This is a genomic window from Nesterenkonia sp. LB17 (assembly GCF_022565915.1).
In the GTDB taxonomy this organism is placed as follows: Bacteria; Actinomycetota; Actinomycetes; order Actinomycetales; family Micrococcaceae; genus Nesterenkonia.
Map to the genome: position 1 here is coordinate 360,040 of NZ_JAJOYX010000001.1, position 25,482 is coordinate 385,521.

Below are 25,482 nucleotides of genomic sequence, written 5' to 3' on the forward strand. Positions count from 1 at the left end.
GAGACACATGCAGTCCACCAAGCCGACCAGTCGTCGTCGCCGCCTTGCGGCCGTCGTGACCGCCGCGTCACTCATGCTCGCCGCACCAGCCGGCGTCGCACCCGCAGTGGCGAGCGCCAACTTCCCCTCGCCCAACGGGCAGACCAACATCTCCAGCATCTTGACCTACGCGGATGTGCAGAAGGAGCTGCAGAAACTCGAGAAGACCTCCCGCTTCAACGTCGATGTCTTCACCCTGGCCGAGGCCGGCACCTCAGTGAACACCTCCGAACAGGGCCGTGACCTCTATGTCGCCACCGTGGGGACGGGCCCGGAAGAGGTCTGGCTCCAGGGACGCATTCACGGGAATGAGCCCTACGGCACCGAGTCCCTGCTGACTCTGCTCAAGGACCTGGGCACGAACGGCTCGGCGGATTACAACCTGCTGCGTGAGAAGTACACCTTCCACATCATCCCGATGTACAACCCGGACGGTTCCGAGGCGAATATCCGTCAGACGATCCTCTGGAACGACTTGACCGGTTCCCCCGAACTCAATGAGAACGGCAGTGAACGGCGAGTAGACCTCAACCGTGACTGGACCGAAGCAGGGTTCGCGGCCAAAGAGTCCTTGGCGTTCTACGAATACTGGACCATGGTGAAACCTGACTTCGGTGTGGACATCCACCACCAAGGCTTGAAGCAGCAATGGGGAACAGGTGATGACGTCACGTTGTCCCTCGGAATTTCCCTGGCCCCGGGTGGACCTACTCTGCCGGGTCTTGCAGATGGTACCTACGACGTTCTGACCCGGCAGATGATGGTCCATGTCTTCGATGAACTCTCGAAGTACGGCTCCATCAATATCGATCGCTACCAGGTGGGCAACGGCCTGGAGATCGATATCAAGGGTGGCGTCGTCTCAGCGATGATGCTGGGCCTGGACTACCAGGGACTGAATCCGGAAGGTCACAGCAACCCGGTCGTCTTCCTTGAGACGAGTGGAAACACCTCCGATGGGAGCCTGGGCCAGAAAGCCCGTGGCAAGTCGGTCCGGCAGAATGTGCTGGCACTGGAGGAGCTTCTGATCGGAATGGCGACGGGAGAGATCCAGCAGGAGGATCCGGAGCGGTGGGATGAGATCCCTCATCAGCCGACGACTGGATACCTGACTGACTACGCAGGCACGATTCCGGCTCAGTAGGCGGAGCTGGACACGGGGGATTCTCCCTGCCGGCTGGCGGGAGAATCCCCCGTGTTCAAGGGATGGGGTTTCGCCGTGCTGCCTCAGGGACGGCCTCGCCGTCGACCTCAACGGAGGGTGGCCGTTGCAGCAGTTCGAGCAGCAGGATGGCGATGAGCGCGCCGATCGCGGTCCAGAGGGTCACCTCTGGCGTCAGCGGCCTCACGAGCAGCACGATCGCCGCGCCGATGACGGCGATCGCGATCCGGATGTACCGGCGGGCGCGGTAGAGGAACGCGCCGAACCGGCCGGTCGTCGCCCCGGCGCTCTCCGCCGCAGCACGTGTTCGCCTGGCCGTGTCGACGGTCAGGCGGCGGACCGCGATGGCGCCACGGAATGGCCCGGCGAGGTAGGCGACGACGGCGGTGGTCACGCCAGTCACCCCGACGGCGAGCACCGTCGAGCAGAGCAGGGGCACCAGGGCGTCGTAGACCGCCTCGGCGGCACTCGACGGCAGGTGCTGCGGCGAGATCGAGGCGACCGTGGCGATGCGTCCGACGGCCACGCCGAGCGCGAGGAACGCCATCGCGAACGTCAGACCGACGCCGGCCCAGATCAACGCCCTCGCCTTCCTCCTCGCGACGAGGACTCCGCCCGCGAGCAGGCCGATGCTCACCCAGGGGAGCACGAAGCCGAGCACGTCGAGCGCCTGGTAGGCCGTGCGTGCCTGGACGAGCTCATCGGACTGGGCGACGACGACCGTCCGGTCGACGTCGGGGATGCGGTCGGCCAGCGCGAACCCCTGCGCGGTCAGCTGCTCCTTGACGGAGGCGATGATGGGTCCGATCTGGATGCCCACTTCGCCCGTGTCGCTGATCACGACGGCGCCGGAGGTGTCCCCGCTGAGGACGGCGGTCAGCCGGGCATGGCTGATCCGCAGCGACTGGTCCCACACCTGCTCGAACTCGTCCGAGGCGATGAGTCGCTCGGTCGTGGAGCGGATCTGCGACTGGGCGCCCTCCACCGCGGGCTGCTCGAGGAGCTGGAGCGCGGCGGCGGCCCTGGGCGGGAGGTCGAGGGTCGCGATTCCGTCGAAGAGGTCGGACGTGATCGTCTCGATGTCGATCTCCTCATTGATGGCCGCGGTGATCTCGTCGACCAGGAAGGCCTGGAAGGCCGGGTCCTCGAGGATCGGCGACACGGTGGCGACGAACTGGTCGGTGTTGGTGACTTCGGTCTTCGTCCATGCTGCGACGACGGCGAGCGGGGCGAGGAACACCCCGAGCGCGAGCAGCAGCGCGGCGAGGAACGCGCGTCCACGTCCGGTCCGGCGCGTGGGGGCGGGCGGTGGCGCCTCCATCGGCTCGGTCCGCAGCTTCGACTGCAGCCGGGCGACCTCCGCCGACAGCCTTGCAATCTCCTGGTCCCGGGTTTCAGCGACACCCATGTGCACCGCGCCTCTCGATCTGGAGGGAGGCTTCGGAGAACGCCTCGGATTCGCACCAGCATGCTCCCGGACATGGGCGCGAACAAGGTACGTCGGCCCGCCATCGCCACCACCGGGATCGACGCGAGCTGGTCCTCTGCGCGGCGGCGCCCCTCAGAGAAGAGCACCACATCGCTCGGCCGCGGACGTTCATCGCCCTTCGCCGCCTTCACCATCCAGTGGGGCGCGCGCCTCGAGCAGGGCCGGAAGTCCCACAGGCAGGACCATCGGCCCTATTCGATGAGTGTCCCGCCCGGCACGGTAGGAGAGGAGCGCCGGGACGGCTCGGGAGACACTGGCGAGGGCCATCGACGTCGCGATGCGAGTGGGTGCCCCCAGATCTCAACGATCGAGGGTAACGAGTGGAGGGCGCGATGTCCGCTGTGAATCTGGGGGAGTCGCACCCGCGAGGTGAGCGACGGCAACGTTCGCCGGCCGACCTCACCCACCACCCGGCCGCCGCTTCGGGTTCACCGAACAAGCCTCACGCCCATTCCGCCGCTCACGTGCTCGAGGGCCTCGCCACCACTCGCTCTGGACTTGAGTCGGACGAGGTGCACCGGCGCCATACGCACTTCGGGCCGAACAGTCTCCCCGAGCCTTCGCGCACCCACCCGGTCCTGCGCTTCCTGGCGCAGTTCAACAACGCCATCATCTACGTCCTCCTCGTGGCAGCGGTGATCAAGCTCGTTTCGCGCGACTACATCGACGCGTCCGTGATCTTCGCGGTCGCCCTGATCAACGCCATGATCGGATTCATCCAGGAGGGACAGGCCGAAAAGGCGCTGCGTGGGATCCGCCGAATGCTCTCTCCGCGCGCGACGGTGAGACGCGATGGCGGATGGCACGACATCCAAGCAACCACGCTTGTACCAGGGGACATCATTCGCGTCCATGCCGGTGACCGCGCCGCGGTCGACGCGAGGCTGGTCGAAGTACGTGACGTCAGGGCCGATGAGGCGGCGCTGACGGGTGAGGCGGTGCCCGCAGCGAAGCACACCAGGCCAGTCGAACATGAAGCGCTCCTCGGTGACCGGCACAACATGCTCCACGCCGGGTCGGTCGTAGTAGCGGGACGTGCCGAGGCGGTCGTCACCGCCACGGGAACCCGCACAGAACTTGGGCGCATTCAGAAGCTGGTGCGCGACGTGGAGCGCACCGACACCCCACTGATCCGTTCGATCAACCGGCTCGGGCGCCAGATCACTGCCACCGCGCTCGTGCTGATGTCCGTCATGGTGGCCCTCGGGTTCGTGTTGCACGGTGACTCGTTCGAAGAGCTGGTGCCCTCGGCCATCGCTTTCGCGGTAGCTGCGGTGCCGGAAGGTCTGCCCGCCGTCGTGACGATCACCCTCGCACTGGGCGTGCAGCAGATGGCCGCACAGCGAGCGATCATCCGTCGACTCGCCGCAGTAGAGACCCTCGGGTCGGTCACCGTCATCTGCTCGGACAAGACCGGAACCCTGACCAAGAACGAGATGACCGTGCGCGCTGCCGCGACAGCTGTTTCCCAGTACACGGTCACGGGCGAGGGATACAACCCTGATGGGTCGGTGCTGCGAGATGGTGCGGTGGTTGATTCGTCCTGTGCTGACCTTCTTGAACTGGCGCTCGTCATGGCGCTGTGCAACGACGCGCGCCTCGATCACACGGCTGCCGGCGAGTGGCGAGTCGTGGGCGATCCCACCGAAGGTGCGCTGATGAGTTTCGGCCGCAAAGCGGGCGTCGACCTGGCTGGATACGGGCGCCGAGATGAGCTCCCGTTCGACGCCGAGGTGAAGTACATGGCCACCCTTGATCAGTCCGAATCGGGAGAACAGTTCGTCTCAGTGAAGGGCGCACCCGACCGTCTTCTCACCTTCTGCGAGTTTCAGCGTCGGGCCGACGGAGGGCAGGATCCGATAGAGCCCGCTCGGTGGCATGCACTGATCGATGCATACACCGCCCAAGGCATGAGGGTCCTCGCAGCCGCGCGCCGTGATATGCCATCGGATGCGGTGACCGTCGAACATGCTGAGCTTCGAGGCCTGGTGATGCTGGGAATCGTCGCCATCGCCGACCCGCCGCGGCCAGAAGCGACAGCCGCGATCGGCGAGTGCCAGGACGCAGGCGTCCGGGTGAAGATGATCACCGGTGACCACGCACTCACCGCCCACGCGATCGCCACGGAGATGGGACTCGCCGATACCGCCGCGACCACGCTGACCGGGGCGGACATCGACCACATGGACGACGAACAGCTGCGGGCCAGGGTCGGCGACGTCGATGTGTTCGCGCGAACCAGTCCTGAACACAAGATGCGCATCATTGCGGCTCTGCAGTCCCTCGGCGGGGTGGTCGCGATGACGGGCGACGGAGTCAACGACGCTCCCGCGCTGACCCGCGCCGACGTCGGCGTCGCCATGGGCATGAAGGGCACAGAGGCCGCGAAGGATGCTTCCGACGTCGTCCTTGCCGACGACAACTTCGCTACCATCGAGCGAGCCGTGCGTGAGGGTCGGCGCGTGTACGACAACCTGCAGAAGTCGGTGGTGTTCATCCTGGCGACGACCCTCGGACAGGCGCTCGTCGTCTTCACCGCAGTCGCGGTCGGCTATCCGGATCCGCTGCAGCCCACCCAGATTCTCTGGGTGAACCTCGTCACCGCCGTCACTCTGTCGCTCGCATTCGCCTACGAGCCCGTCGAACCTGGAACGATGACGCGACCACCGCGACCGCCCGAAGACTCGATCCTCGCAGGCAGCCTCTTGGCGTTGGCGGGAACGGGTATCGTGGTGGCCGCCGTGACGACCACAGCGTTCTTCGCCGCACTCGCTTCCGGCGCCGACCTGGATGCCGCACGCGCTGCCGCGGTGGCGGTGCTGGTGGTCTCTCAGATCGCCGTTCTGTTCAATGTGCGCCTGCTGCGTCGCTCGAGCATCACCCGCCGTGTCCTCACGGGGAATCGCGCAGTGTGGATCTCCATCGCCGTACTTGCCGTGCTGCAGACTGCGTATACCTATCTGCCACCCCTCCAGGTATGGTTCGGATCCGTCCCACTTTCCCCAGCTCAATGGGTGACCGCGTTCGGTTACGCCCTCGCAAGCTTCCTGTTGGTCGAGGTGGTCAAAGCAACGGGGCGGTACCGTGCGAATCGCACGTCACCGCCGAGGCGCTCACGCCGCTCGCGGCTTGGGCGGGGTGAGTAGATCGCGGTCACGGACCTGTGACAGGAATTGGTCGAGGAATCTGCAGGAGGTGCCCGTGAGGCGAGAGACCCTGGAACGCCACCAGGTGTGGTTCTACCTCGCCGCCGTGACGTGCGGCCTCGGCCTCGGCACGCTCGCCCCACAGCTGGGCGTCACCGCCGATGTGCTGATCTGGCCGACGCTGGGTCTGCTGCTCTACGCGACGTTCACCCAGGTGCCGATGGCAGCGGTGCCTGCGGCCTTCACCGAGGGGCGATTCATGGCGGCCGCGCTTCTCGGAAACTTCGTGCTGCTGCCGGCGGTGGTCTGGGTGCTGATCCAGTTCGTGCCCGAGAACCAGGCGCTGCAGCTGGGACTGCTGCTGGTGCTGCTGGTGCCATGCACCGATTGGTTCATCACCTTCAGTCAGCTCGGGCGAGGCGACGCCACCCGGGCCACTGCGTTGACCCCGGTGCTGCTGGTGCTCCAGCTGCTGCTTCTGCCGCTCTACCTGTGGCTGATGTCAGATGCTGACCTACGCGTGGTGCTTGCGCCCGCGGAGATCTGGCCCGCCTTCCTGGTGGTGCTGCTGCCACTGGGGCTGGCCGCATTGACCGAGGTCTGGGCTGGAGGCAGTCCGGCGGGAGCGGCCGTGGTCGTTCGTCTCGGGTGGTGGCCGGTGCCGCTGCTGGCGGTGGTGGTGCTGCTCATCGCCGTCGCGAACGTCGGCTCCGTCGTCCACGATGCTCACCTGCTGCCCGTGGTGCTGATGGTGGTGAGCCTGTTCCTGGCCATCAGTCTGGTGTTGTCCAGGGTCTTGGCGAGTGTCGCCCGGCTCAACGTCGCCCAGGGGCGCACCCTTGCATTCTCGATGGGCACCCGGAACTCCTTCATCGTGCTGCCCTTCGCGCTTGCCCTCCCCGCGGGCTGGGAGACCGCCGCGATCGTGGTGGTCATGCAGTCCCTCGTCGAACTCTTCGGCATGATCTTCTGCCTCTGGTTCGTTCCCCGCGTGCTCTTTCCCGACGTCCGACCGTCAGCGCCGTGGGAACCACGAAGCATCGGGTGAGGCGTCCCGCACCGCCCGGTAGGCTCAGGTCATGGAACCGGTCACAGACAGCGTCGAGGACTACCTCAAGGCCGCAGGGCGCTCTGCAGAGATGACCGTGTTGGACGGCTGGATCACCGCCGAGCTGCCGGGAATCAGCCGGGTGCTCTGGCGCGGACGCATGTGGGGCGGCACGGAGCAGACGATCATCGGATACGGCAGGCTGCGTCAGCCCAAGCCGCGCGGCGCCGCTGTGGACTGGTTCCTGATCGGGCTCGCGGAGCAGACCAAGCACCTCTCCGTCTACGTCAACGCGGCCGAGGACGGCAATCACCTGATCCAAGAGCGAGCCGATCGGCTCGGCCGGGTGAAGGTCGGCGCCGCTGCGCTGACTTTCACGACGCTGGAGCATCTGGATCATGCAGAGTTCCGCAGCCTCATCGCGCGCGCTCGGGCGCTCAACCCCGAGGTTGTCTGACCCGTCATGGCAGGGGGCAATCGGACTTCTGGGCGCAGCGTGACCTCGAAGGTCCTGGCCATCCTGGAGGTCTTCGAGACCTCGCGCAGATCCATGCCGCTGAGCGAGCTGGCCGCCCAGGCGGACCTCCCGGTGTCCACTACCCACCGTCTGGTCGGCGAACTCGTCGAATGGGGACTCCTCAGCCGTGGCGCCAACGGCAACATCCAGCTGGGAATCCGGTTGTGGGCGATCGCACAGAACGCGGGAAGGCAGCTGCGCGAGACCGCGCGACCGTTCATCCAGGACCTCTACTCACTCACCGGGGAGACCAGTCAGCTGGCAGTGCGGGATGGGACTTCAGCGCTGTACATCGAACGGATCTATGGGACCAGGCGCATTCCACGCGCCTCCCGAGTGGGGGGACGGCTTCCGCTCCACGCGACAGCCGTGGGGAAGGTGATCCTTGCTCACGATGAATCCTGGGTGCGCTCCGGGTATCTGGAACGCCCACTTGAGCGGCTCACGCCGGCGACCCAGGTGGACCCCGAGCGGCTCTCCGCGGAGCTGGCAAAGGTCAAGGAGCAGGGATACGCGGTCACCATGGAAGAGGTGCGCATCGGTTCCTGTTCGATCGCAGTTCCCGTGTTTCACAGCGGTCGCATCGGTTGCGGTATAGGACTCGTGGTCCCCTCCAGTCATGGACGCACCATGACGCGGCACCTGCCGGTGCTGCGCGGGGTGGCTAAGAAGATCGAGGAACACACGGCTCACATCCCACTGGAGTCCCTGTTCGGCTCACTGGTGGAGCCGCTGCCGGACGAGCCGCGGGAGCACTGACACTGACCTGAGCGCGGCTTCGCCGCGCTCATCTGCGTGTGGCGCTTCGGTGGACTGACTGGTAGCTCAGGTACGCCGCCAGTCCCTCGGGACCATATTCGGTCCCGAGACCTGAATCGTGACGCCCCCCGAAGGGCGCCGCATGGTTGGAGGCGAAGAAGTTGATGCCCACGCTGCCGGTGTCCATGCGTCTTGCCACCTGCTGGGCGTGCTCCTCATCTTCACCGAAGACGATGCCTCCGAGCCCGAAGCTGGTGTTGTTGGCAACCTCGAGCGCATTGTCGAGATCGTCATAACGCAGCACCGTGAGCACCGGGCCGAAGATCTCCTCCCGAGCGATGCGCATCTCCGGGGTGACTTCGGAGAATACGGTCGGTTCCATGAAGTAGCCCCGTTCCAGCGCGCCGCTCATGGTGCTCGGCCGACCGCCAGTGATGGCGATGGCACCTTCGGCCAGTCCCGACTCGGCATAGCCGCGCACCGTGTTGAACTGAGATGCCGTCGCGCAGGGTCCGAAGACCGTCTCGGGGTTCAGCGGGTCGCCCTGCGGCTGGCTGCGCACCGTCTCGGCGACCATGTCGACGATCTCGGCATAACGATGGCTCGGGGCAAGGATCCGCGTGGAGATGTAACAGGTCTGGCCGGTGTTGCGCAGGCAGGACTTGATGAGCCGGGACGCCATCAGATCCAGATCCGCGTCGGGCAGCACCAGCGCGCTGGACTTCCCTCCGAGCTCCAGAGTGACCGGACGCAGCAGCTCTCCCGCGGCGGCCGCGATGCTGCGTCCCACCGGCGTGGATCCGGTGAAGGCGACCTTGTCCACGTCTCGATGCCGCACTAGGGCATCGCCGAGACGGCCGCTTCCCGTCACCAGGTTCACGACCCCTTCGGGGACCCCGGCGGCGCGGCAGGCGTCGAGGATGTATCGGAAGGACAGCGGGGTGGGGGAGGCGGGCTTCATGACCACCGAGCACCCTGTGAGCAGCGCCGGGGCCAGCTTGATGACCATCAGGTTGATCGGGAAATTCCAGGGTGCGATCAGGGCGCATACACCGATCGGATCCCTGTGGACCAGGGTGCTGCGGGTCGGGTCGGTGGGGAAGGCTCGCTCATCGGGATCATCGAGCAGCGTTGCCAGGCCCGCGAAGTACCGCAGGATGCCCGCGGCGTTCGCGGCCGCCCCGGAGGACTCCGCGATCGGGGTGCCGTTCTCCCGGGACACCGTCGCCGCGATCTCAATGGAACGGCGCTCCACCTCCTCCGCGATGCGCAGCAGGTGCGTGGCGCGGATCGCGGCCGGGAGTCGCCGCCAGGGTCCGTGGTCGAAGGACTCCCGGGCGCTGGCCACCGCCGCATCCACATCCTCGGCCGAGCCATCCGGGACGGACCCCCAGACCTCACCGGTGGCGGGATCCGTGACGTCGTTGCGGCGCTGCGAGCTGGTGGCGCGCCAGGATCCGCCGATGAAGTGATCATGGACCGCGGTGTACGGCAGGTCCAGGTGAGCTCGGCGCTCGGCGGCCGTCGGGGGTGTCGTGGGCCCAGGCTGGCTCATCGCAGGGCCTCCGTGCGCAGCAGGGAGGAGGACCGGGAGAAGTCGGCGCGGGCCATCTGAACGCCTGCCTCGGTGAGCAGCTCGGGGATGATCTCTCGCTCGAGTCGATCACAGTAGGTGGAGGTGTCCATCGCGAACCAGGAGCTGGCCAGCGCGATGCCAGCGGTGTCGAAGCGCCACAGCCGGTCGGCGTCGCGGACCAGCGCGTCCTCCAGCGAATAGGCCACGGCCCGGGTGTCATGGCCGTCGATGATCTGACAGACCTGCTCGACGAAATCGGCGCCATAACCCAGCGGCGGCAGCACCCGACGTGCGACCACGCACCCCTGTTCCTCATGCTCATACCGGATCGCGGCCTTGCGCCAGTCGCCCCCGAATCCCTCGCTGAGGATCCTGGACTCGTCGACGTGGGCCCACCCGGTGTCGTGGAGCAGGATGCTGACCAGTACCAGCTCTCGGTCCGCCTCGGGATAGGCGTCGCAGAGGCGCTCGGCGTAGGCAACCGAAAGAGGCAGGTGGATCGAGTTGCCGCGCACTCGGGTCTCCGGCGCCACGGAGTTCCACAGCTGGGTGAAACCGCGGCTGGGAGTCATCGCGATCGGGGCGGTCTCCACGTCTTGGCCGGTAGGGATGGGCAGGATGGGGTGGCTGCGGGCGAACTCTTCGGCGCGAGGGTCCCGCGTGTGGGTGTCCGGCTCGCTGGGTGCCCACTGTGGGTAGTTCTGGTTGATGCTCATGCTCAGCCTCTCTCAAACGTCGCGGATGATGGACTTCAATGCGACGGACGGGTTCGATGCCTCTTCGGCAGGGATGTTCTTTCCGTTGGACAGGGCGCTCTTCACGGCCATGAAGTCCAGAGGGTTGTTCACGCAGTCTGCGGCGATGATCTGTTCACCGCGGTAGTAGAGCACGGCGAACCGGCCCTTCTCCTCATCACGGCGGACGAGGGTGCGATCGTGCCCGAGCGAGAGTCCGGCGATCTGAAGTTTCAGGTCGGCCTGATTCGACCAGAACCAGGGGGTCCCGGTGTATTCCTCACGCCGGCCCATGAGCGCGTATGCGGCCACCTTGGCGTGCTCCACGGCGTTGTTTACACTTTCCAGACGGATCCGTTCACCCACGGGTGCCCCGGGCATCGGGTTCGGCAGGTTCGCCACATCTCCCACCGCCACGGTGGTGCCGTCGGACGCAAGGGCGTGCCGATCCACGCGGATGCCGTTGTCGACCGCCAGGCCCAGCGACTCTGCGAGCTCGGTGTTGGGCACCACGCCGATGCCGATCAGCACGATGTCGGCCTTGACCACCGTGCCGTCCTGGAGCTGCACCCCGGTGACGGAGCCGTCGTCGCCGGTGATCTGGGTGAAGCGGGCTTCGAGACGGACGTCGATTCCGCGCTCGCGGTGAGCCTGGAGGAAGAACTCGCTCGTCGCTTCGCCCACCGCGCGTCCGATCAGACGCTGCCCGTACTCCAGCACCGTGACGCGCTTGCCCATGGCATGCATCGAGGCCGCCGCCTCCAGACCGATGAAGCCACCACCGATCACGACGACGTCGCGGGCACCGCCGGCGAGCTCCTTCAGCTTCAACGCGTCGTCGGCATTGCGAAGATATACCACCCCGTCCAGCTCGACGCCGGGCACATCAAGGCGACGCGCACGTGCCCCCACGGTCAGGGCGAGCCTGCGGAAACGGATTCGATCGCCGGTGGCAGAGACGGCTGTCCCACCGCCGTCGTGGCACCGTTCGACCTCCGTGATGCGCACGTCCTGGGCCAGGGCTATCCGATGGTCCTCCCAGTACTCGGCAGTGCGGAAGATGAGCTTCTCCTTGTCCATCGTCCCCTGCAGGAACTCCTTGGACAGCGCCGGACGCTGGTAGGGCCGGTGGGCCTCATCTCCGAGCAGGGTGATGTGGTCCGTGCAGCCCAGCGCCCGCAGGGAGGCCGCCAGCTGGACCCCGGACTGTGAGGCCCCGACGATCAGCAGATCGGTGAGCTCAGGTGCGATTCCTGCGGGCAGGACCCCCACCGGAGAGGCCTGCGCCGGGCTGGATCCGGCGCGACTGGCTTCGACGGACCGGCCCGTCCCAGCTGTGGTGTCTGCGGTGGCGTGTGACATGGCGTTACCTGGTCCTATACCTGGGTCTCTGGGGTCTGCACGTGGAGGGTCTGGTCCTCACGCAGCGGAAGCTGGCAGGACAGCCGCGAGTTCATCTGGCGGTCCACTGCGGTGCCATAGAGCATCTCGTCCTCCATGTCCTCCATGGGTGCGAGATCTGCGAGGTCCTGCTCGGCGACGAACACATGGCAGGTCGCGCAGGAGAGGGAGCCGCCGCATTCGGCGACGATTCCGGGGACCCCGTTGCGCACGGCGGTCTCCATCACGGAGTCTCCGGCCGTGGCCTTTACTTCGCGGACCGCGCCCTCGGCGTCGGTGTAGTGCACGGTAGGCATTGCGTCTCCTTCGATTCTCAGCTGGAAGTTCTCAGATGAACTGGCGGCCGCCGTCGACCACCATGGTCTGACCGGTCATATAACGGCTGTGCGGGCCAGCCAGGAACAGCGCGGTTCCGACGATGTCCTCGGGTTCGCTGGCCCGCTTCAGGGATCCGCGTTCCACCCCGTAGGTCTCAGCGTCCTCCATCAGGGAGCGGCTGGATTCGGTGAGCGTGAACCCTGGGGCGATGGCGTTGACCGTGATGTCGCGCCGCCCCAGCTCCCGGGCCATGACCCGGGTCAGCGCGACCACCCCACCTTTGGAGGCGACATAGTGCATCCACTGCTCGGATCCGGAGTAGACGGTGGCCGAGGAGATGTTCACGATCGCCCCGCCCCGGTCGAGGTGGGGACTCGCTGCCCGTGACATGAGCCAGGGCCCTTTGAGGTTGACGCCCATGACAAGGTCCCACTCCGCAGGGTCGATGTCCTCGAAGGGAGACCGGGTCACAGCGCCGTAGATCGCGGCATTGTTGACCAGCACGTCGATGCTTCCGCCGCCAAAGGCAGCCGCCTCCTGCGCCGCAGCCTGGGTCGAGGCAGGATCGGTGACATCCACCTGCAGAGCCAGCGCCTCGCCGCCGGTGTCTTCAATGCCGCGGGCGGTCTGCTGCGCACCTTCGAGGTTGATGTCGGCGACCACCAGGCGGTCTCCGTCCGCGGCGAACCCGTTCGCGAAGGCCCGTCCAAGCCCTCCGGCTGCACCGGTGACCAGCACCGTCCGCGCGGCCGGGTCCGGGCTCATGCCGGAGCCTCGACGTGCTGGTGAGAGTGAGCTCCGGGGCCCTGCACCGGGGGTGTCAGAATCTCGACCTCGCCGGTGGCGCCGTTCACGCGCAGGTACTGTCCGGTCTTGATCGTGGTCGAGGCGTTGCCGGTGCCGGTGACCGCCGGCAGCCCGTATTCGCGGCAGACGATGGCCGCGTGGCTCATCATGCCTCCGATATCGGTGACCGTGGCGCTGATCTTGCCGAAGACCGGTCCCCAGCTGGGGGCGGTGATGGTGGCGACCAGGATCTCGTCCTGCTGGATCTCGGAGAGCTGGTCGGCGTCGTGAATGACTCGGGCGTAGCCCTCCACTGTGCCTGCCGAGGCCGCCATCCCGCGGATCCCATCCCCGGTGCTCTCGTCGTTGCCCAACCACTGCTGGACCTGTTCGGTGGTGATGCCCCACAGCATCCGGGTGAAGGGTTCGGTGATCGACTCCGGGGGAGTGTTCAACGCCGGGGCCGGCCGTGCCGTCTTGAGCGCGCTGACGATCTTGCGCCGACGCTCGATGATCGCGGGCCAGTGGTAGGGCCCGATCGGGCCCTGCGGGGCGCCCACGCCCCAGCCGGTGACGAGATCGAACAGCGCGTCGCGCACCTCGTTGCGGTTCAGGTAGAGCAGATCGTCCGGCTCTGGCCAGAACCCCTCGGCGTACATCATCCGGGACAGCTCACGGACCTTGCGCCAGAATACGCCCATGGTCCAGTGCTCGATGTAGAAGTTGTGGTTCTCCACGTAGGGGTAGGCGGTCGCGGCGAGGCCCCGCTTGGCGTCGAACATCGCAGCCGACTCCGTGTCCAGGAAGTCACGGTACTCACCGATGACCCGCTCCTTCTCCTCGATCAGCGCCTCCTTGGGGCGCATGATCGACTCTCCGGCGTCCAGGCGGCGGATGTAGTCGGCGATATACCCCAGCGGGATGTCCTGGTGGTCCTTCCAGTATTTGTCGTGGCCATAGAACCCGTTGCCCACGGTGAAGTTGAACCACGGGTCCTTGGCCTCCTCATAGCGGGCGATCCACCGCTCACCGCCGGAGGCCCCGGTGATCCCCTCTAGTGTCGCGGTGACCTCGTGGGGCGCGTTGAACTGCTCCTGGAGCCCCAGCTCGACGGCCAGGTGAGCCAGGGTCTTGAGCTCGTCGTCGGGCCTAAACAGCTCCATGTCCACGCCCTGTACCATCATCGCGATGGACTGGTCCGGGATGTCAGGGAAGACCTCTTTGCAGTAGTTGAAGAAGTCGAGGTAAGCGATGTAACCCAGGTTCAGGAACTCGAAGTGGTACTGCCAGTTCTGGTAGGCCAGCTGGATCAGCCGGTCGTAGTTCTCCAGCAGCACCTCCGAGCCGTCCTTGGCCTTGCCGCTGAGGATGTCCTCCATCGGCACCTTGTCCGGCAGCTTGGCGAAGGTCAGCGACTCCATCTCATCGATGGTGGCGCGGACCTTGATCTTCCACTGCTCCAGCATCGAGTCCCAGTTCTGGAAGTAGTGACCGATCCGGCGCTCGAACTCGGGCAACCGGGCTGCGATCTTCTCCGGGGCGACCGGGATCGGGGACATGTAGAGGTAGCCCAGGTGGACGCGGAACTCGATGCCGTCGGCGTTGGGGATCAGCAGATGCCGGGCGTTGTATTGGCCCAGACACTTCACCGCGAACTCTCCGCCGATGGTCTCGAAGGGCTTGAACACGGTGGGCCAGTGCTGGGAGTCGCAGAACCAGAACTTCTGATCCTCGGCGTCGCGCAGCGCATCCTGGAACACCAGATAATAGGGGTAGATCTCCTCCCAGCCTTCTGCGCCCGCTGGGACGGCAAGGTCGGACGGTTTCGGGAATGACTTCATGGGCATGACAGGTTCCTCTCTGCAGGGACGACGGCGTCCCGGCGGGGATGTGTGGATCAGGTGAAGTTCTTGAGCATGGACGCGGTGAGCGAGGACAGGTCGATCGCTCCGCTGATCGCCGCGGTCGGAGCCGGTTCGCCCGGCGCACGATTGGCATGGACGGTCTCTGGACGGGCCTGGAGCAGCATCAGGTTCTCCCCTGCTGGGAGGTCAGCGTCGAGCGCCCATTCCACGTCCTGTGGCAGTCCGTAGTGCTTCTCTGCGCGTTTGGCCATCGTCGCGACAGTGGTGAGCTCCTCCGGAGTGAGGCAGAGTCGGTCCCGCCGTTCGGCCTCCACCGGGTGCTCGTGCAGGGTCTTGGATCCTGCATCGGGGATCAGCTCCATCTGTTTGGCCCCGATGTGCTGGGAGACCACCGAGAGGGTCACCTTGTCCAGCTTGAGGTGATCTGGGGTCACGGTGCCCGAGACCACCGTCTCGCCGAGTCCGTAGGAGGCGTCGATCGTGATCTTGGACCGGTCGCCGTTGCCGGGGTCCAGGGTCATGGCCACTCCGGCCACGCGCGCGTTGACCATCTTCTGCACCACCACGCCCATGGAGAGGTCATCCTCCGGGATGCCGTTCTTCAGCCGGTAGATGATCGCCCGGGAGGTGTAGAGCGAGGCCCAGCACTTTCGGATGTGCTCCGAGACGTCGGCGAAGCTGCACAGCCAGAGGTAGGTGTCCTGCTGGCCGGCGAAGGAGGCGTCGGGAAGATCCTCGGCGGTGGCGGAGGATCGCACGGCGACCGGGACGGTCTGGGGGAACCGGGACTGCAGCGAGTCGTAGCCGCTGCGGGTGGATTCTCTGAGCGCCTCGGGGACCGGGCGGGAGCAGATCTCCTCCCGGATCTCGGCTGAGACGTTGTCGACCTCCGCCGGGAGCGACGGGTCCAGCCCGTCGAGCAGTCGGTGGATGTCTTCGCGGATATGTGCCTGGTCGATGAACAGGTCATAGGCGGCTGTGGTGACGATGAAACCCGGGGGCACGGGCATGCCGGCGTCGGTCATGGTCACCAGGGACATGCCCTTGCCGCCCAACCGGGACAGGTCGGCGGTGCCGCCGTCGTCGAAGAATTGGAGCAGTGGGTCGGTCTGCATGCTCATGCCTCCCAGGTGACAGGGACGGTGGTGGGGACGCGGAAAGAGAGGTTCTCGCGAAAGGGGGTCTCGGGGTTCTCGACCAGCCGCAGGGTGGGAATGCGGCGGATGCCCTCTTCCAGGGCGATCTTGGCCTGCAGCTTGGCCAGCATGTTGCCGAGGCAGTAGTGGATGCCGAAGCCGAAAGAGAGGTGCTCACGGGCATTGGGACGGGAGATGTCGAAGACCTCCGAGTTCTCGAATCGTTCCTCGTCGCGGTTCGCCGCCCCCATCACCAGCAGCAGCTCGGCGCCCTCGGGAATCGACACGCCGCCCACCTCGGTGTCGGTCAGCGCCTTGCGCCTCCAGGCCACGATGGAGCCGGAGTAGCGCAGGACCTCATCGACGGCGGCAGGGATGGCCTTGGAGTCCTCGACCAGCCGGCACCACTGATCCTGGTGGGAGAGCAGCACGCGGTAGCAGTTCGCGATCAGGGTGGTGGTGGTCTCATGTCCGGCGAAAAGCAGCGAGTACAGCAGCGACGCGATCTCGTGGTCTGAGATCTCGGCACCCTGCCGCTGGGCGCGGACGAGGTCGCCGGTCAGGTTGTCGCCGCCGTGCTCGTGGGCCACTCGCACCAGGCGCTGGCACTCCTGCCAGTACGCGACCAGGTTGTGGGCGTGAGGGATCTGTTCGGTGTCGCTGAGGTCGCCCCAGGTCATGGCTGCCCGTGAATCGGACCAGCGTTTGAACGTGTCTACGCTGGAGATATCCGCCCCGATCAGGGTCAGGATGGTGACTGTGGGCAGCTCGTAAGCGAGGTCGCTGAAGATGTCGCCGTGCCGCTGCGGATCATTGAGCATCTTCTCGAGCAGATCCGACGCGTTCTGACGGATGGCTGGTTCGAGGACCTTGTAGCGCCGAGGGGTGAAGGCCTTCTGCGCGACCGCCCGGATTCTGGTGTGCTCAGGAGGGCGTCGGGCTGAGAGGCCGGAGTAGGCGGTGAACCCGCCGTCCTCCATGATCTGCCGGGCTTCTGCGCCGCGCTCGCGGACCGGGGCCTGGGCGTTCTCTGAGGAAAACGTCGCCCAGTCGTCGAAGACCGCCTTGACGTCGTCGTAGCGCGAGACGACGTAGTAGCCGACCCGCTCGTCGTACATCACTGGCTGCTCGTCGCGGAGCCGCTGATAGGCGGGGAACGGGTCTTCCTGTTGAAACGGCTCAAATCCGTGGTGGTCGGCGGGCGCCTCTGCGCCGCGACCGAACGGGCACTGCGTGGCCTGTGCAGACATCGAGTGGACTCCTCGAGAGTGGGCGGATCGCCCCGTGAATATGCGGACTACATGACAGTGTGTCCTGGATCACGTTCTCTCGGGTATGACATCTTTCCACTGAGTGGAATCGTTGTTGTCAGCTCGCCGCGCCTGGTGCGAGGAGCAGTGCGGTGCTGCGGAATTCTCAGTAGGTCCAGTTCCGGCTCGCCGAGAGGTTGATGCCCTCGCCGGTGAGCTGGTTCCAGCACGACATCTGTGACTGGAAGGACGTGCAGGCGAAGAACTCGTTCGACGCGGTCTGGCCGTAGCCCAGCACCGGCTGACCCTGTTGGGCGACCGGGTTCTCGCAGTCCGGCTCCGCGGTGCGGTCCACGCGGATGGCGTAGGTGACACCCTCGGAGCAGCCCTCGGGGGCGGTGAAGCTGTGCTGCAGCACCCGGCAGCGCAGCGTGTCCGAGAGTTCGCAGAGCACATTGCCATCGGGGGAGACGAAGGAGCTCAGCTGCTGGCCCTGTGCAGGGAAGGACGCCTGGATCCAGGCGGAGCCCATGTCCTGGGCCGTGCCGCGCAGAGCGTTGGCGGTCTCCTCAGACTCGCGCAGGTCCAGGAAGAGCGCCGCTGCGTGGGTGTTGCCGCAGCTCTCCTGCAGCCCGATCAGCGCCTCCTGCACCAGGGTCCCGTCCGACGACTCGATCCAGCTGCCGTCCTCGGAGGCCGCCGACGCGAGCGCGGCGAGGACCTCGCGGTCCTCGGCGGGGGATTCACAGCTGGACTCTTCCGGCAGCGCCGCCACTTCGGCGCGCAGCTCCTCCGGGGTCGGAGGCTCCGGCGTGGGGCTCGGCGCGGGCTCCTCCGCGGAGTCTTCCTCGCCCTCATCCGAGGGCTGCTCCGTCGCGGATGTCTCGGCCGCCGTGGTGTCCTCGGGGGAGTCTCGGTCCAGCAGAGACAGCGCCAGGGCGCTCAGCGCCACCAGCACCAGAACCGGCAGCAGCACGGCCAGCACGAACTTCGGCGCCCTGGACCCGCGCCTCCTGGGTGGCGCAGCAGGCCGTGCCGCCGCATACCGAGCGGGCGAGGCGATCGTGGAGTAGCCGGTGCCAGCTGCCCCGGCGTCGAAGGAACCGGTCGCGAACCAGTCGTCCCCGGTGGTCTTCTGGGGTTCATCTGCGGGCACGGCGTCCAGCTCGCCCGTGGCCTCGACGTCGCCTGGGGGGTCTTCGCCGTCCGGGTCGCCCGTGTCATCCAGGTCGCGCACCGTGGGCGCTGGATCGGACGGGGTGCGGGCCGATGGTGCTGAAGGTGCCGGGGGAGGGGGCGGGCTCGTGTTGTCCGCGGAGGTCGACAGAGCGTCCTCCCGACGGGACAGGGCCGCGTCGATCTCGGGGTCCCCGATCGAGGCCAACGCTTCGAGCAGCTCCGGGTAGGTGGCGGGATTCTCCGCAACGGTCGCGCGCAGGGACGGGTGGTTCTCTGCGATCCAGTGCAGCGTTTCCCAATCCGTGCGGGGATCGGCGGCGATGCCACCGAGCTCGTGATCGTTCGAAGCCATACGTTCCTTTTCGGTCCCGACGGCGGCGAACCAGGCCAGCCGTGCAGCGTGAACAATGCGGTTCGACCGAAGTTTACCTTCGCCGTCGAGACTGACAGAGTCCGGTCACTGTTGGTGCAGTGGGGTACGGCCCCAGAACTCGACCCCGACGACGGCGTCGATCTTCCGTGCCAGGCACCTCGATCGGCCCCCACACCCAGACAGAGACGGTCCCCGCAGGTGAAGATGTACCCCGCGGGTGCGATTCCAAGCGTTCATACCTGCAGCAGCCATGCCGGTCCGGGCAGCGGCTGTCGATTCAGGCCGGCGGCCCTCTGCGCGCGGCATAGTCCCATCAGACGTCAGGAGAATCCATCGTGGACCTTCCACGTATCTTCGCCATTCGCGAGAGCAGCCACCGCATCCACAACCCGTTCACGCCGCGCAAGCTCGAAGCCCTCGGAGAGGCTCTTCGTCTGGAGCCCGGGACCCGGATCCTCGATCTCGCCAGCGGGTCAGGGGAGATGCTGTGCACCTGGGCGCGTGACCACGGGGTCACGGGGGTCGGGGTAGACATCAGCACGGCCTTCACCGCTGGTGCCCGCGCCCGCGCAGTCGCACTCGGCGTCGAAGGCTCAGTCGTCTTTGAACACGATGACGCCACCGGCTACGTCTCTGCCGAAGCCGTAGACGTAGCCGCGTGCGTGGGTGCGACCTGGATAGGAGGCGGCGTGGCCGGAACCATCGAGCTGCTCGAGCGCAGCCTCCGTCCAGGAGGCATGGTGCTCATCGGGGAGCCCTACTGGCGTCGCGAGGTTCCGGACCATGACACCGCCGCAGGGTGCGGCGCCTCGGGCTCGGAGGACTTCCTGCTGCTGCCCGATCTTCTCGGACAGTTCGGGGATCTCGGCTATGACGTCGTAGAGATGGTGTTGGCGGATCAGGACAGTTGGGACCGATATCAGGCTGCCCAGTGGCTCAACCTGCGCCGCTGGCTCGATGAGAACCCCGCAGACGAACTGGCCGCTGAGGTTCGGGACGAACTCACCAGGGAGCCTGTTCGATATACCCGCTATCAACGTGAGTACCTCGGTTGGGGAGTCTTCGCCCTCATCAAGCGCCGCGGGGGCTGATCGACGGGTCAGTTCTGCAGCTGGTAGCCCTCGCGGGACAGGGTGAATCCATTGCCGGTCTCGGTGTTCCAACACTCGAAAGCTGCTTCGGAGGAGACGCAGGCGAACCTGCCGTTGCTGGCGGACTGGCCATACTGCAGGGTCGCCGAGTTGGCGCCCTCGGTGCTGCCACAGTCCAGCTGTGGGTCCTCAGACCCGACGGAGAGTCGCGCGGGTCCGTCACAGCCCTGGGGGGTGTCGAAGCTGTAGTCCAGGATGTTGCATTCAAGCTCGTCCTCGCCGATGGCGCAGTTGATGTTGCCCGAGGGTGCGGTGAACGCGGGAATGTCCTGGGCACCTTCGGGTGCTGGCCGTGCGGCCTGGGCGTCGTCGTCCGCAGCGTCGTCGTCCTCGGTGCCGTCGGCTTCAGCGTCGTCGTCCTGGGTGCCCTCGTCCGAGTCCTGGGCCCCCTCTTCGCCCGTGTCCGGGCCCTGGTCGGTCTGTTCCTCGGAGATCGAGGTCTCGTCGGCCGGGTCCTCGTCGCCGCTGAAGACCCCGTTGAAGATCAGGAAGTAGGCGGCGACCACAGCGGCGGCAGCGACCAGGAGGATCAGCAAGATGATCGCGCAGGTGCCGCCGCCACGACGTCGCGGCTCCGGCTCGTGGTCAGCGTACGACAGCGGCGCGGCCGACGCCTCCCAGGGCGCTGGGCCGGTGGGGGCGGCGGGGTAGTAGCCAGGACGCGGCTGCGCCTGGGCGTGACTCCGGGCATGACCCTGGTCGTAGCTCTGGTCGTAGCTCTGGTCGTAGCTCTGGGGGTGATCCTCGCGCACGGCGGAGAACTCATCGGCCCCGGCGGAGCGTCGCACCAGGGCGGCGTCGACCGCTGGGTCGCCCAGCGCACCCAGCCACTGAAGCAGCTCGGGGTAGGTGTTGGGGTTCTCCGCGATCAGCGGACGCAGCTCGGGATGGTCACCGGCGAGCATCTGCAGCTGGACCTGGGGCGTGTTCGGATCGGCCGCCCGCGCGGCCGGCCCGGTGGAGCTCTGCCCGTGGTGTGGTCCGTCAGTCATGTGTTCTCCAGAGTCGAAGGTCCGCGTGCGGCATCTCTGGGACATCATGCCTGAACCGGGGCCACTTTTCAGGTCAGCTGACGGTCTGCTCCGCACTGATCTCGACGAAATACTGGTGCAGGCGGTGATCCGGAGTCAGTTCCGGATGGAAGCTCGCGGCCAGGATCCGTCCCTGCCGAACCGCCACCGGACGGTCCTGCCAGGAGGCGATGACCTCCACGTCGACGCCCAGGGACTCGATGACCGGGGCCCGGATGAACACGGCCTCCAACGGGGTCGGGTCATCTCCGGGGAGCCCGGGCACCTGAAGCGGACCGATGAAGGATTCCAGCTGGCTGCCGTAGCCGTTGCGCCGCACCACGACGTCCAGGCCGCCGATGCGCTCGAAACCGTTGAGCGCCTCGGCGTCGAGGATCTGATCGGCCATCAGGATCATGCCGGCGCAGGTCCCGAACATCGCCATACCCTCGGCGTGCCGCTCCCGGATGGACTCCATGAGTCGCACCGGGGCGGCAAGCCGAGCCATGGTGGTGGATTCACCACCGGGCACGATCAGCCCGTCCAAGCCCTGAAGCTCGGAGGGACGGCGCACGGTGGAGACCTCGGCCCCGGCGGCGCGCAGGGCGCGGGCATGCTCGGCCACGGCTCCCTGCAGCGCCAGGACCCCTATGCGGGGTGTGCTCACCAGCCGCGCTCGGCCAGCCGGTGAGGTGCCGGGAGGTCGGCGACGTTGATGCCGACCATGGCTTCGCCCAGACCCTTGGAGGCCTCGGCGACCACGCCCGCGTCGTCGTAGTAGGTGGTGGCCTTGACGATGGCGGCTGCGCGCTCGGCGGGGTTGCCGGACTTGAAGATGCCCGAGCCCACGAACACGCCGTCGGCGCCCATCTGCATCATCATCGCGGCATCGGCGGGAGTGGCCACGCCGCCGGCGACGAAGAGGACCACGGGGAGGCGTCCTTCGCGAGCGATCTGCTTGACCAGCGCGTAGGGCGCCTGCAGCTCCTTCGCGGCCAGGTAGAGCTCATCCTCGGCCAGGGAGGTCAGCCGGGCGATCTCTCCGTTGATGGTGCGGATGTGCTTCATCGCCTCGGAGACGTCGCCGGTGCCGGCCTCGCCCTTGGAGCGGATCATCGAGGCGCCCTCGGTGATCCGGCGCAGCGCCTCACCGAGGTTGGTGGCGCCGCAGACGAAGGGCACCTTGAACTTGGACTTGTCGATGTGGTGGGTGAAGTCGGCAGGCGAGAGCACCTCGGACTCGTCGATGTAGTCGACCTTGAGGTGCTCGAGGATCTGCGCCTCGACGAAGTGACCGATCCGGGCCTTGGCCATCACGGGGATGGAGACCTCGTCGATGATGCCGGTGATCAGGTCGGGGTCTGACATCCGGGCGACACCGCCGGTGGCGCGGATGTCGGCGGGCACACGCTCGAGGGCCATGACGGCGACGGCACCGGCGTCTTCGGCGATGCGGGCCTGCTCGCGGGTGACCACGTCCATGATCACGCCGCCCTTGAGCATCTGGGCCAGTCCGGTGTTCACCGCGGTCGCGCCGGTGGCGGCAGCAGTGTGTGAAGTGGACTCAGTGGTCACGGAGGTCTCCTGAAGGTTGGGTTGCTGCGATGACAATGGGGAGTGAACATCGCGTTCACTCCCCATTGTTTCATCACTTCAGCGGGACCGCCGAACCGACGTCATACTGCGCTCAGGCGCGGTCGCGTTCCTCAGCTTCGAGCTGCGCGGTGTAGTCCTCGGTGGCCTGGCCATCTGAGGACCCGGCGCCCAGGGCTGCCGGCGCGGAGCTGCCGGACTTCAGCGCCGCGAGCCGGGCGTCGACCTCGGCCTGCTCGCCGAGGTCCTCCAGGGATTCGAACTGCGCGTCCAGCGAGGAGGCGGCCAGCTCGTTCTGCCCGCGCACCTTGGCCTCTTCGCGGCGGATCTTCTCCTCGAAGCGTCCCACCTCGGAGGTCGGGTCCATCACGTCGATGGTCTTCACCGCGTCGTGGACCTGGGACTGGGCGTGCGCGGCGCGGGAACGGGCGATCAGCTCGTCACGCTTGCTCACCAGCTGCTGACGCTTGGTCTTCATCTGCTCGAGGCCGGTCTTGAGCCGGTCCACGATCTCGCGCTGGGAGGTGATGGTCGGCTCGGCGGACTTCGCCGAGGACTCCGCCTCCATCTGACGCTGGATGGCGACCTTGGCCAGGTTGTCGAACTTCTGCGCGTTCTCGGTGTTGCCGCCGTCGCGGAACTCGTCGGCCTTGCGGGACGCGGCGAGTGCCTTCTGGCCCCAGGACCGTGAGTTCTCGAGATCCTCGCTGTAGTCGTCCTCCATCATGCGCAGGTTGCCGATGGTCTGGGCGATCGCCTCTTCGGCCTCTGCGATGTTGTTGGTGAAGTCTCGGACCATCTGGTCGAGCATCTTCTCCGGGTCCTCGGAGCGATCCAGCATGGCGTTGACGTTCGCGCGTACCAGCTGGGACATGCGACCTAAAATGGACTGCTTGCTCACAGTGTTCACCTTTCCTTGTGTATCAATGTCTATCGATTGCTCACGTTGTCGATACTAGTCACGGGTGCTGGTCACGGCCATGGCGCGGCTCCGGTGAAGACCCAGCTGCTCGATATTTCTGCGTCAGAACATCCGCCGACGGCGCCCGAAGCCGCCCCCGCCCATGGGCCTGCGGCCGCCGGGGTAGCCGTAGCCGCCCGGCATGCCGAATCCGCCGAACCCGCCGCCGTAGCCTCCGCCGCCGCTGAGTGCATCCTCGGCCGATTCCTGTCGGGCGATCTGGGCTGCCTGCACGGCCAGCGTCTTGGCCTGGGTGGCCAGCTCCAGGGCCTTGGCAGGCTGGCCGTCTCCGATGGATTCGGCTTCGGCGAGGGTGCGTTCGGCCTCGGCCATCCGGGTCCTTGAGGTGGCGCCGCTGCGCTTGGAGCGCAGGTAGTCCCGGGAGGACTGCACCTGGTGCCGGGCGGTGAGGATCTCGGTCTGCAGCACTTCGCGGGCTCGCCGGTCCCTGGCCTGCTGGTCGCGGACAGCGTTCAGCGGCTCGTCGAGCTCCCGGTGGGCGATCTCCAGTGAGTTCAGCAGCTCCAGCGGGTTGGTCTTCTCCCCGGAGTCCAGGGCGCGCCGGACCTGCTTGACCGCTGCCTCGGCGGCGGCGATGGGTCCGGCCAGCTCTGCCGACTGGCCCGCCTGCATGGTGGCGCGGGCCTGGGCGATGTCCTGCTCGGTCTGGTCCAGTCCGATGCCGAGATTCTGTTCGGCGCTGCGCAGCCGCAGCTGGGTCTCCTCGAGGGAGTCGATCAGCTTTCCGGCCTCCCCGGCGGCTTCTTCTCCAGCGTGGATCGCGACGACCGCGTCCGACGCCGCTGAGCCGGTGAGCGCCTTCTCGGCGTCATCGGCCGAGGTGTCAGCGTGCTGGAGGCTGCGAGCGGAGTGTGTCAGGGCTTCGGTGAAGGAGGTGAGCGCGTCGTCGTCGTATCTGGACTGCAGGTCGGGCAGGCGCTTCGCGGCCTGCTCACGGCGGCTGCGGAACTCACCGATCCGGGTGCGCAGCTGGTCCAGAGCCGGGCGCGGGTCGAGTTCGAGGCTGCGCAGGGACTCGAAGTCCTGGCGGTGCGACTCGAGGGTCTCGTTGACCCGCTGGCAGTTGGCGATGACCTTGCGCAGCAGCTCGCGCGCCTGCTCCTCGTCCTCCGGCGGGTCGCGGTCGACCGTGTGCTGCATCCGGAAGGACTCCTGAAGGTGCTCCCGCGCCTCGTCCACGTCCTTCTGGAACGGGGCGACCTGCTCATCGCCGTAGGCGGCGCTGGCGAAGAGGATCTCCTGCTCGGAGGAGTTCACCGCGTTGTCCGCTGCGATCAGCAGGGAACCGGCTTCGCGGCGGAGCTCCTCGAGGCTCATCTTGGCCAGCCGACGCTCCTCCGCGGAGCCGGCTCGAGAGTTCTGGCCGCCGGAGAGCTGCTGGTTGTTCGCGAAGCCCTGGAGCCGGCGGTCCTGCTTCTTGCCGCCGGAGAGCCACACTGCACCGAGACCGATCAGGCCAAGGATGACTGCACCGATCAGCAGCGGGCCGATGACGAACATCCCGAGGGTGATGGGCGGATTGAGGAGTACGTCGGGCACCATGGGCCGAGTCTATAAGTGGCCTCAGACATCGTCTATCGGGGAACGGTCAGCTCGTCTGTGAGCGTAGGAGGCGGGGTCCGCAGGCCCGAATCCCGGCGTCCTGGCGTCCCAGAGGGCGGAGGTGGGCGGGCCGGCGGGGGTGCGGCGTGCGGATCGCGGGCTTCCGGGTGCGGGTCACCTCGAAAGTCCTTTCCGCCGCACGTCAGGCACTCGGCGTCTCCGGGAATCGTCCAGGAGGCGCCCAGGCCGTTATCGTCATCGATACAGGATGAGCGCTGACAATAGCAGTCGAGCCAGCGAGAGCATGCGTGTCACGCTCCGGCCGCCACACTATTGCACCGCAAGACCACAAAGGCAGGTTCCACCATGAGTTCAGATCCGCACAACGGCCCTCGCCGGGACGACGTCGACCCTCCGGAGGATGCC

At 66.8% G+C, this 25,482-nt stretch carries 21 protein-coding genes; 6 read left to right on the top strand and 15 right to left on the bottom strand.

Going from position 1 to position 25,482, the window contains the following annotated elements:
- Positions 1 to 7: 7 nt before the first annotated feature.
- Complete coding sequence (locus LTH96_RS01610; protein WP_241463896.1) at positions 8 to 1,183, top strand: M14 family zinc carboxypeptidase; 1,176 nt, start codon at positions 8 to 10, stop codon at positions 1,181 to 1,183.
- A 55-nt stretch (positions 1,184 to 1,238) separates the two neighbouring features.
- Here the strand turns inward: LTH96_RS01610 and LTH96_RS01615 are convergent, their stop codons facing one another.
- Complete coding sequence (locus LTH96_RS01615; protein WP_241463897.1) at positions 1,239 to 2,609, bottom strand: hypothetical protein; 1,371 nt, start codon at positions 2,607 to 2,609, stop codon at positions 1,239 to 1,241.
- Between the two features lie 413 nt (positions 2,610 to 3,022).
- Here LTH96_RS01615 and LTH96_RS01620 point away from each other — a divergent pair, with 413 nt between their 5' ends.
- From LTH96_RS01620 to LTH96_RS01635, 4 genes are read left to right on the top strand one after another with little or no spacing between them, the layout of a single operon-like run.
- The gene (locus LTH96_RS01620) at positions 3,023 to 5,836 is read left to right on the top strand and encodes an HAD-IC family P-type ATPase (protein WP_241463898.1); all 2,814 of its coding nucleotides are present in this window, start codon (positions 3,023 to 3,025) and stop codon (positions 5,834 to 5,836) included.
- A gap of 55 nt (positions 5,837 to 5,891) precedes the next feature.
- Positions 5,892 to 6,884, top strand: coding sequence for an arsenic resistance protein (locus LTH96_RS01625; RefSeq protein WP_241463899.1), 993 nt, complete (start codon positions 5,892 to 5,894; stop codon positions 6,882 to 6,884).
- A 31-nt stretch (positions 6,885 to 6,915) separates the two neighbouring features.
- The gene (locus LTH96_RS01630) at positions 6,916 to 7,341 is read left to right on the top strand and encodes a DUF1801 domain-containing protein (protein WP_241463900.1); all 426 of its coding nucleotides are present in this window, start codon (positions 6,916 to 6,918) and stop codon (positions 7,339 to 7,341) included.
- A gap of 39 nt (positions 7,342 to 7,380) precedes the next feature.
- On the top strand, positions 7,381 to 8,160 hold the full coding sequence (locus tag LTH96_RS01635; RefSeq protein WP_342357784.1) for an IclR family transcriptional regulator: 780 nt from the start codon (positions 7,381 to 7,383) through the stop codon (positions 8,158 to 8,160).
- 28 nt (positions 8,161 to 8,188) lie between these two features.
- Here the strand turns inward: LTH96_RS01635 and LTH96_RS01640 are convergent, their stop codons facing one another.
- The 9 genes from LTH96_RS01640 to LTH96_RS01680 form a co-directional block, all read right to left on the bottom strand.
- Positions 8,189 to 9,715 carry an aldehyde dehydrogenase family protein gene (locus LTH96_RS01640; protein WP_241463902.1) on the bottom strand — a complete coding sequence of 509 codons (1,527 nt, stop codon included), beginning with the start codon at positions 9,713 to 9,715 and terminating at the stop codon, positions 8,189 to 8,191.
- A complete protein-coding gene (locus LTH96_RS01645; RefSeq protein WP_241463903.1) occupies positions 9,712 to 10,452 on the bottom strand; it encodes an HD domain-containing protein in 741 nt (246 codons plus the stop codon). The genes LTH96_RS01640 and LTH96_RS01645 overlap by 4 nt, the downstream gene beginning before the upstream one ends.
- A 12-nt stretch (positions 10,453 to 10,464) precedes the next feature.
- Positions 10,465 to 11,832, bottom strand: coding sequence for an NAD(P)/FAD-dependent oxidoreductase (locus LTH96_RS01650; protein ID WP_241463905.1), 1,368 nt, complete (start codon positions 11,830 to 11,832; stop codon positions 10,465 to 10,467).
- A 14-nt stretch (positions 11,833 to 11,846) separates the two neighbouring features.
- The gene (locus LTH96_RS01655) at positions 11,847 to 12,167 is read right to left on the bottom strand and encodes a 2Fe-2S iron-sulfur cluster-binding protein (RefSeq protein ID WP_241463907.1); all 321 of its coding nucleotides are present in this window, start codon (positions 12,165 to 12,167) and stop codon (positions 11,847 to 11,849) included.
- 31 nt (positions 12,168 to 12,198) lie between these two features.
- Positions 12,199 to 12,954, bottom strand: coding sequence for an SDR family NAD(P)-dependent oxidoreductase (locus LTH96_RS01660; RefSeq protein ID WP_241463908.1), 756 nt, complete (start codon positions 12,952 to 12,954; stop codon positions 12,199 to 12,201).
- Positions 12,951 to 14,822, bottom strand: a complete 1,872-nt coding sequence (locus LTH96_RS01665; protein WP_241463910.1) for a PEP-utilizing enzyme — start codon at positions 14,820 to 14,822, stop codon at positions 12,951 to 12,953. The genes LTH96_RS01660 and LTH96_RS01665 overlap by 4 nt, the downstream gene beginning before the upstream one ends.
- A 50-nt stretch (positions 14,823 to 14,872) precedes the next feature.
- A complete protein-coding gene (locus tag LTH96_RS01670; protein WP_370644356.1) occupies positions 14,873 to 15,961 on the bottom strand; it encodes a PEP/pyruvate-binding domain-containing protein in 1,089 nt (362 codons plus the stop codon).
- On the bottom strand, positions 15,958 to 17,226 hold the full coding sequence (locus tag LTH96_RS01675) for a cytochrome P450 (RefSeq protein ID WP_241463912.1): 1,269 nt from the start codon (positions 17,224 to 17,226) through the stop codon (positions 15,958 to 15,960). Before LTH96_RS01675 ends, LTH96_RS01670 begins: the two co-directional genes overlap by 4 nt.
- 166 nt (positions 17,227 to 17,392) lie before the next feature.
- Complete coding sequence (locus LTH96_RS01680) at positions 17,393 to 18,757, bottom strand: hypothetical protein (protein WP_241463913.1); 1,365 nt, start codon at positions 18,755 to 18,757, stop codon at positions 17,393 to 17,395.
- 356 nt (positions 18,758 to 19,113) lie between these two features.
- Here LTH96_RS01680 and LTH96_RS01685 point away from each other — a divergent pair, with 356 nt between their 5' ends.
- A complete protein-coding gene (locus LTH96_RS01685) occupies positions 19,114 to 19,869 on the top strand; it encodes a methyltransferase domain-containing protein (RefSeq protein WP_241463915.1) in 756 nt (251 codons plus the stop codon).
- A gap of 8 nt (positions 19,870 to 19,877) precedes the next feature.
- Here the strand turns inward: LTH96_RS01685 and LTH96_RS01690 are convergent, their stop codons facing one another.
- From LTH96_RS01690 to LTH96_RS01710, 5 genes are all read right to left on the bottom strand, one after another.
- Entirely contained in the window at positions 19,878 to 20,921 is a 1,044-nt protein-coding gene (locus LTH96_RS01690) for a hypothetical protein (RefSeq protein ID WP_241463917.1), read from the bottom strand.
- Between the two features lie 73 nt (positions 20,922 to 20,994).
- On the bottom strand, positions 20,995 to 21,606 hold the full coding sequence (pdxT, locus tag LTH96_RS01695) for a pyridoxal 5'-phosphate synthase glutaminase subunit PdxT (protein ID WP_241463919.1): 612 nt from the start codon (positions 21,604 to 21,606) through the stop codon (positions 20,995 to 20,997).
- Positions 21,603 to 22,514, bottom strand: a complete 912-nt coding sequence (pdxS, locus tag LTH96_RS01700; protein WP_342357709.1) for a pyridoxal 5'-phosphate synthase lyase subunit PdxS — start codon at positions 22,512 to 22,514, stop codon at positions 21,603 to 21,605. The genes pdxT and pdxS overlap by 4 nt, the downstream gene beginning before the upstream one ends.
- A 112-nt stretch (positions 22,515 to 22,626) precedes the next feature.
- Positions 22,627 to 23,433: a PspA/IM30 family protein gene (locus LTH96_RS01705; RefSeq protein WP_241463920.1), complete on the bottom strand. Its 807-nt coding sequence runs from the start codon at positions 23,431 to 23,433 to the stop codon at positions 22,627 to 22,629.
- Positions 23,434 to 23,556: 123 nt separating this feature from the next.
- Positions 23,557 to 25,056, bottom strand: coding sequence for a hypothetical protein (locus LTH96_RS01710; RefSeq protein ID WP_241463922.1), 1,500 nt, complete (start codon positions 25,054 to 25,056; stop codon positions 23,557 to 23,559).
- Between the last annotated feature and the right edge of the window lie 426 nt (positions 25,057 to 25,482).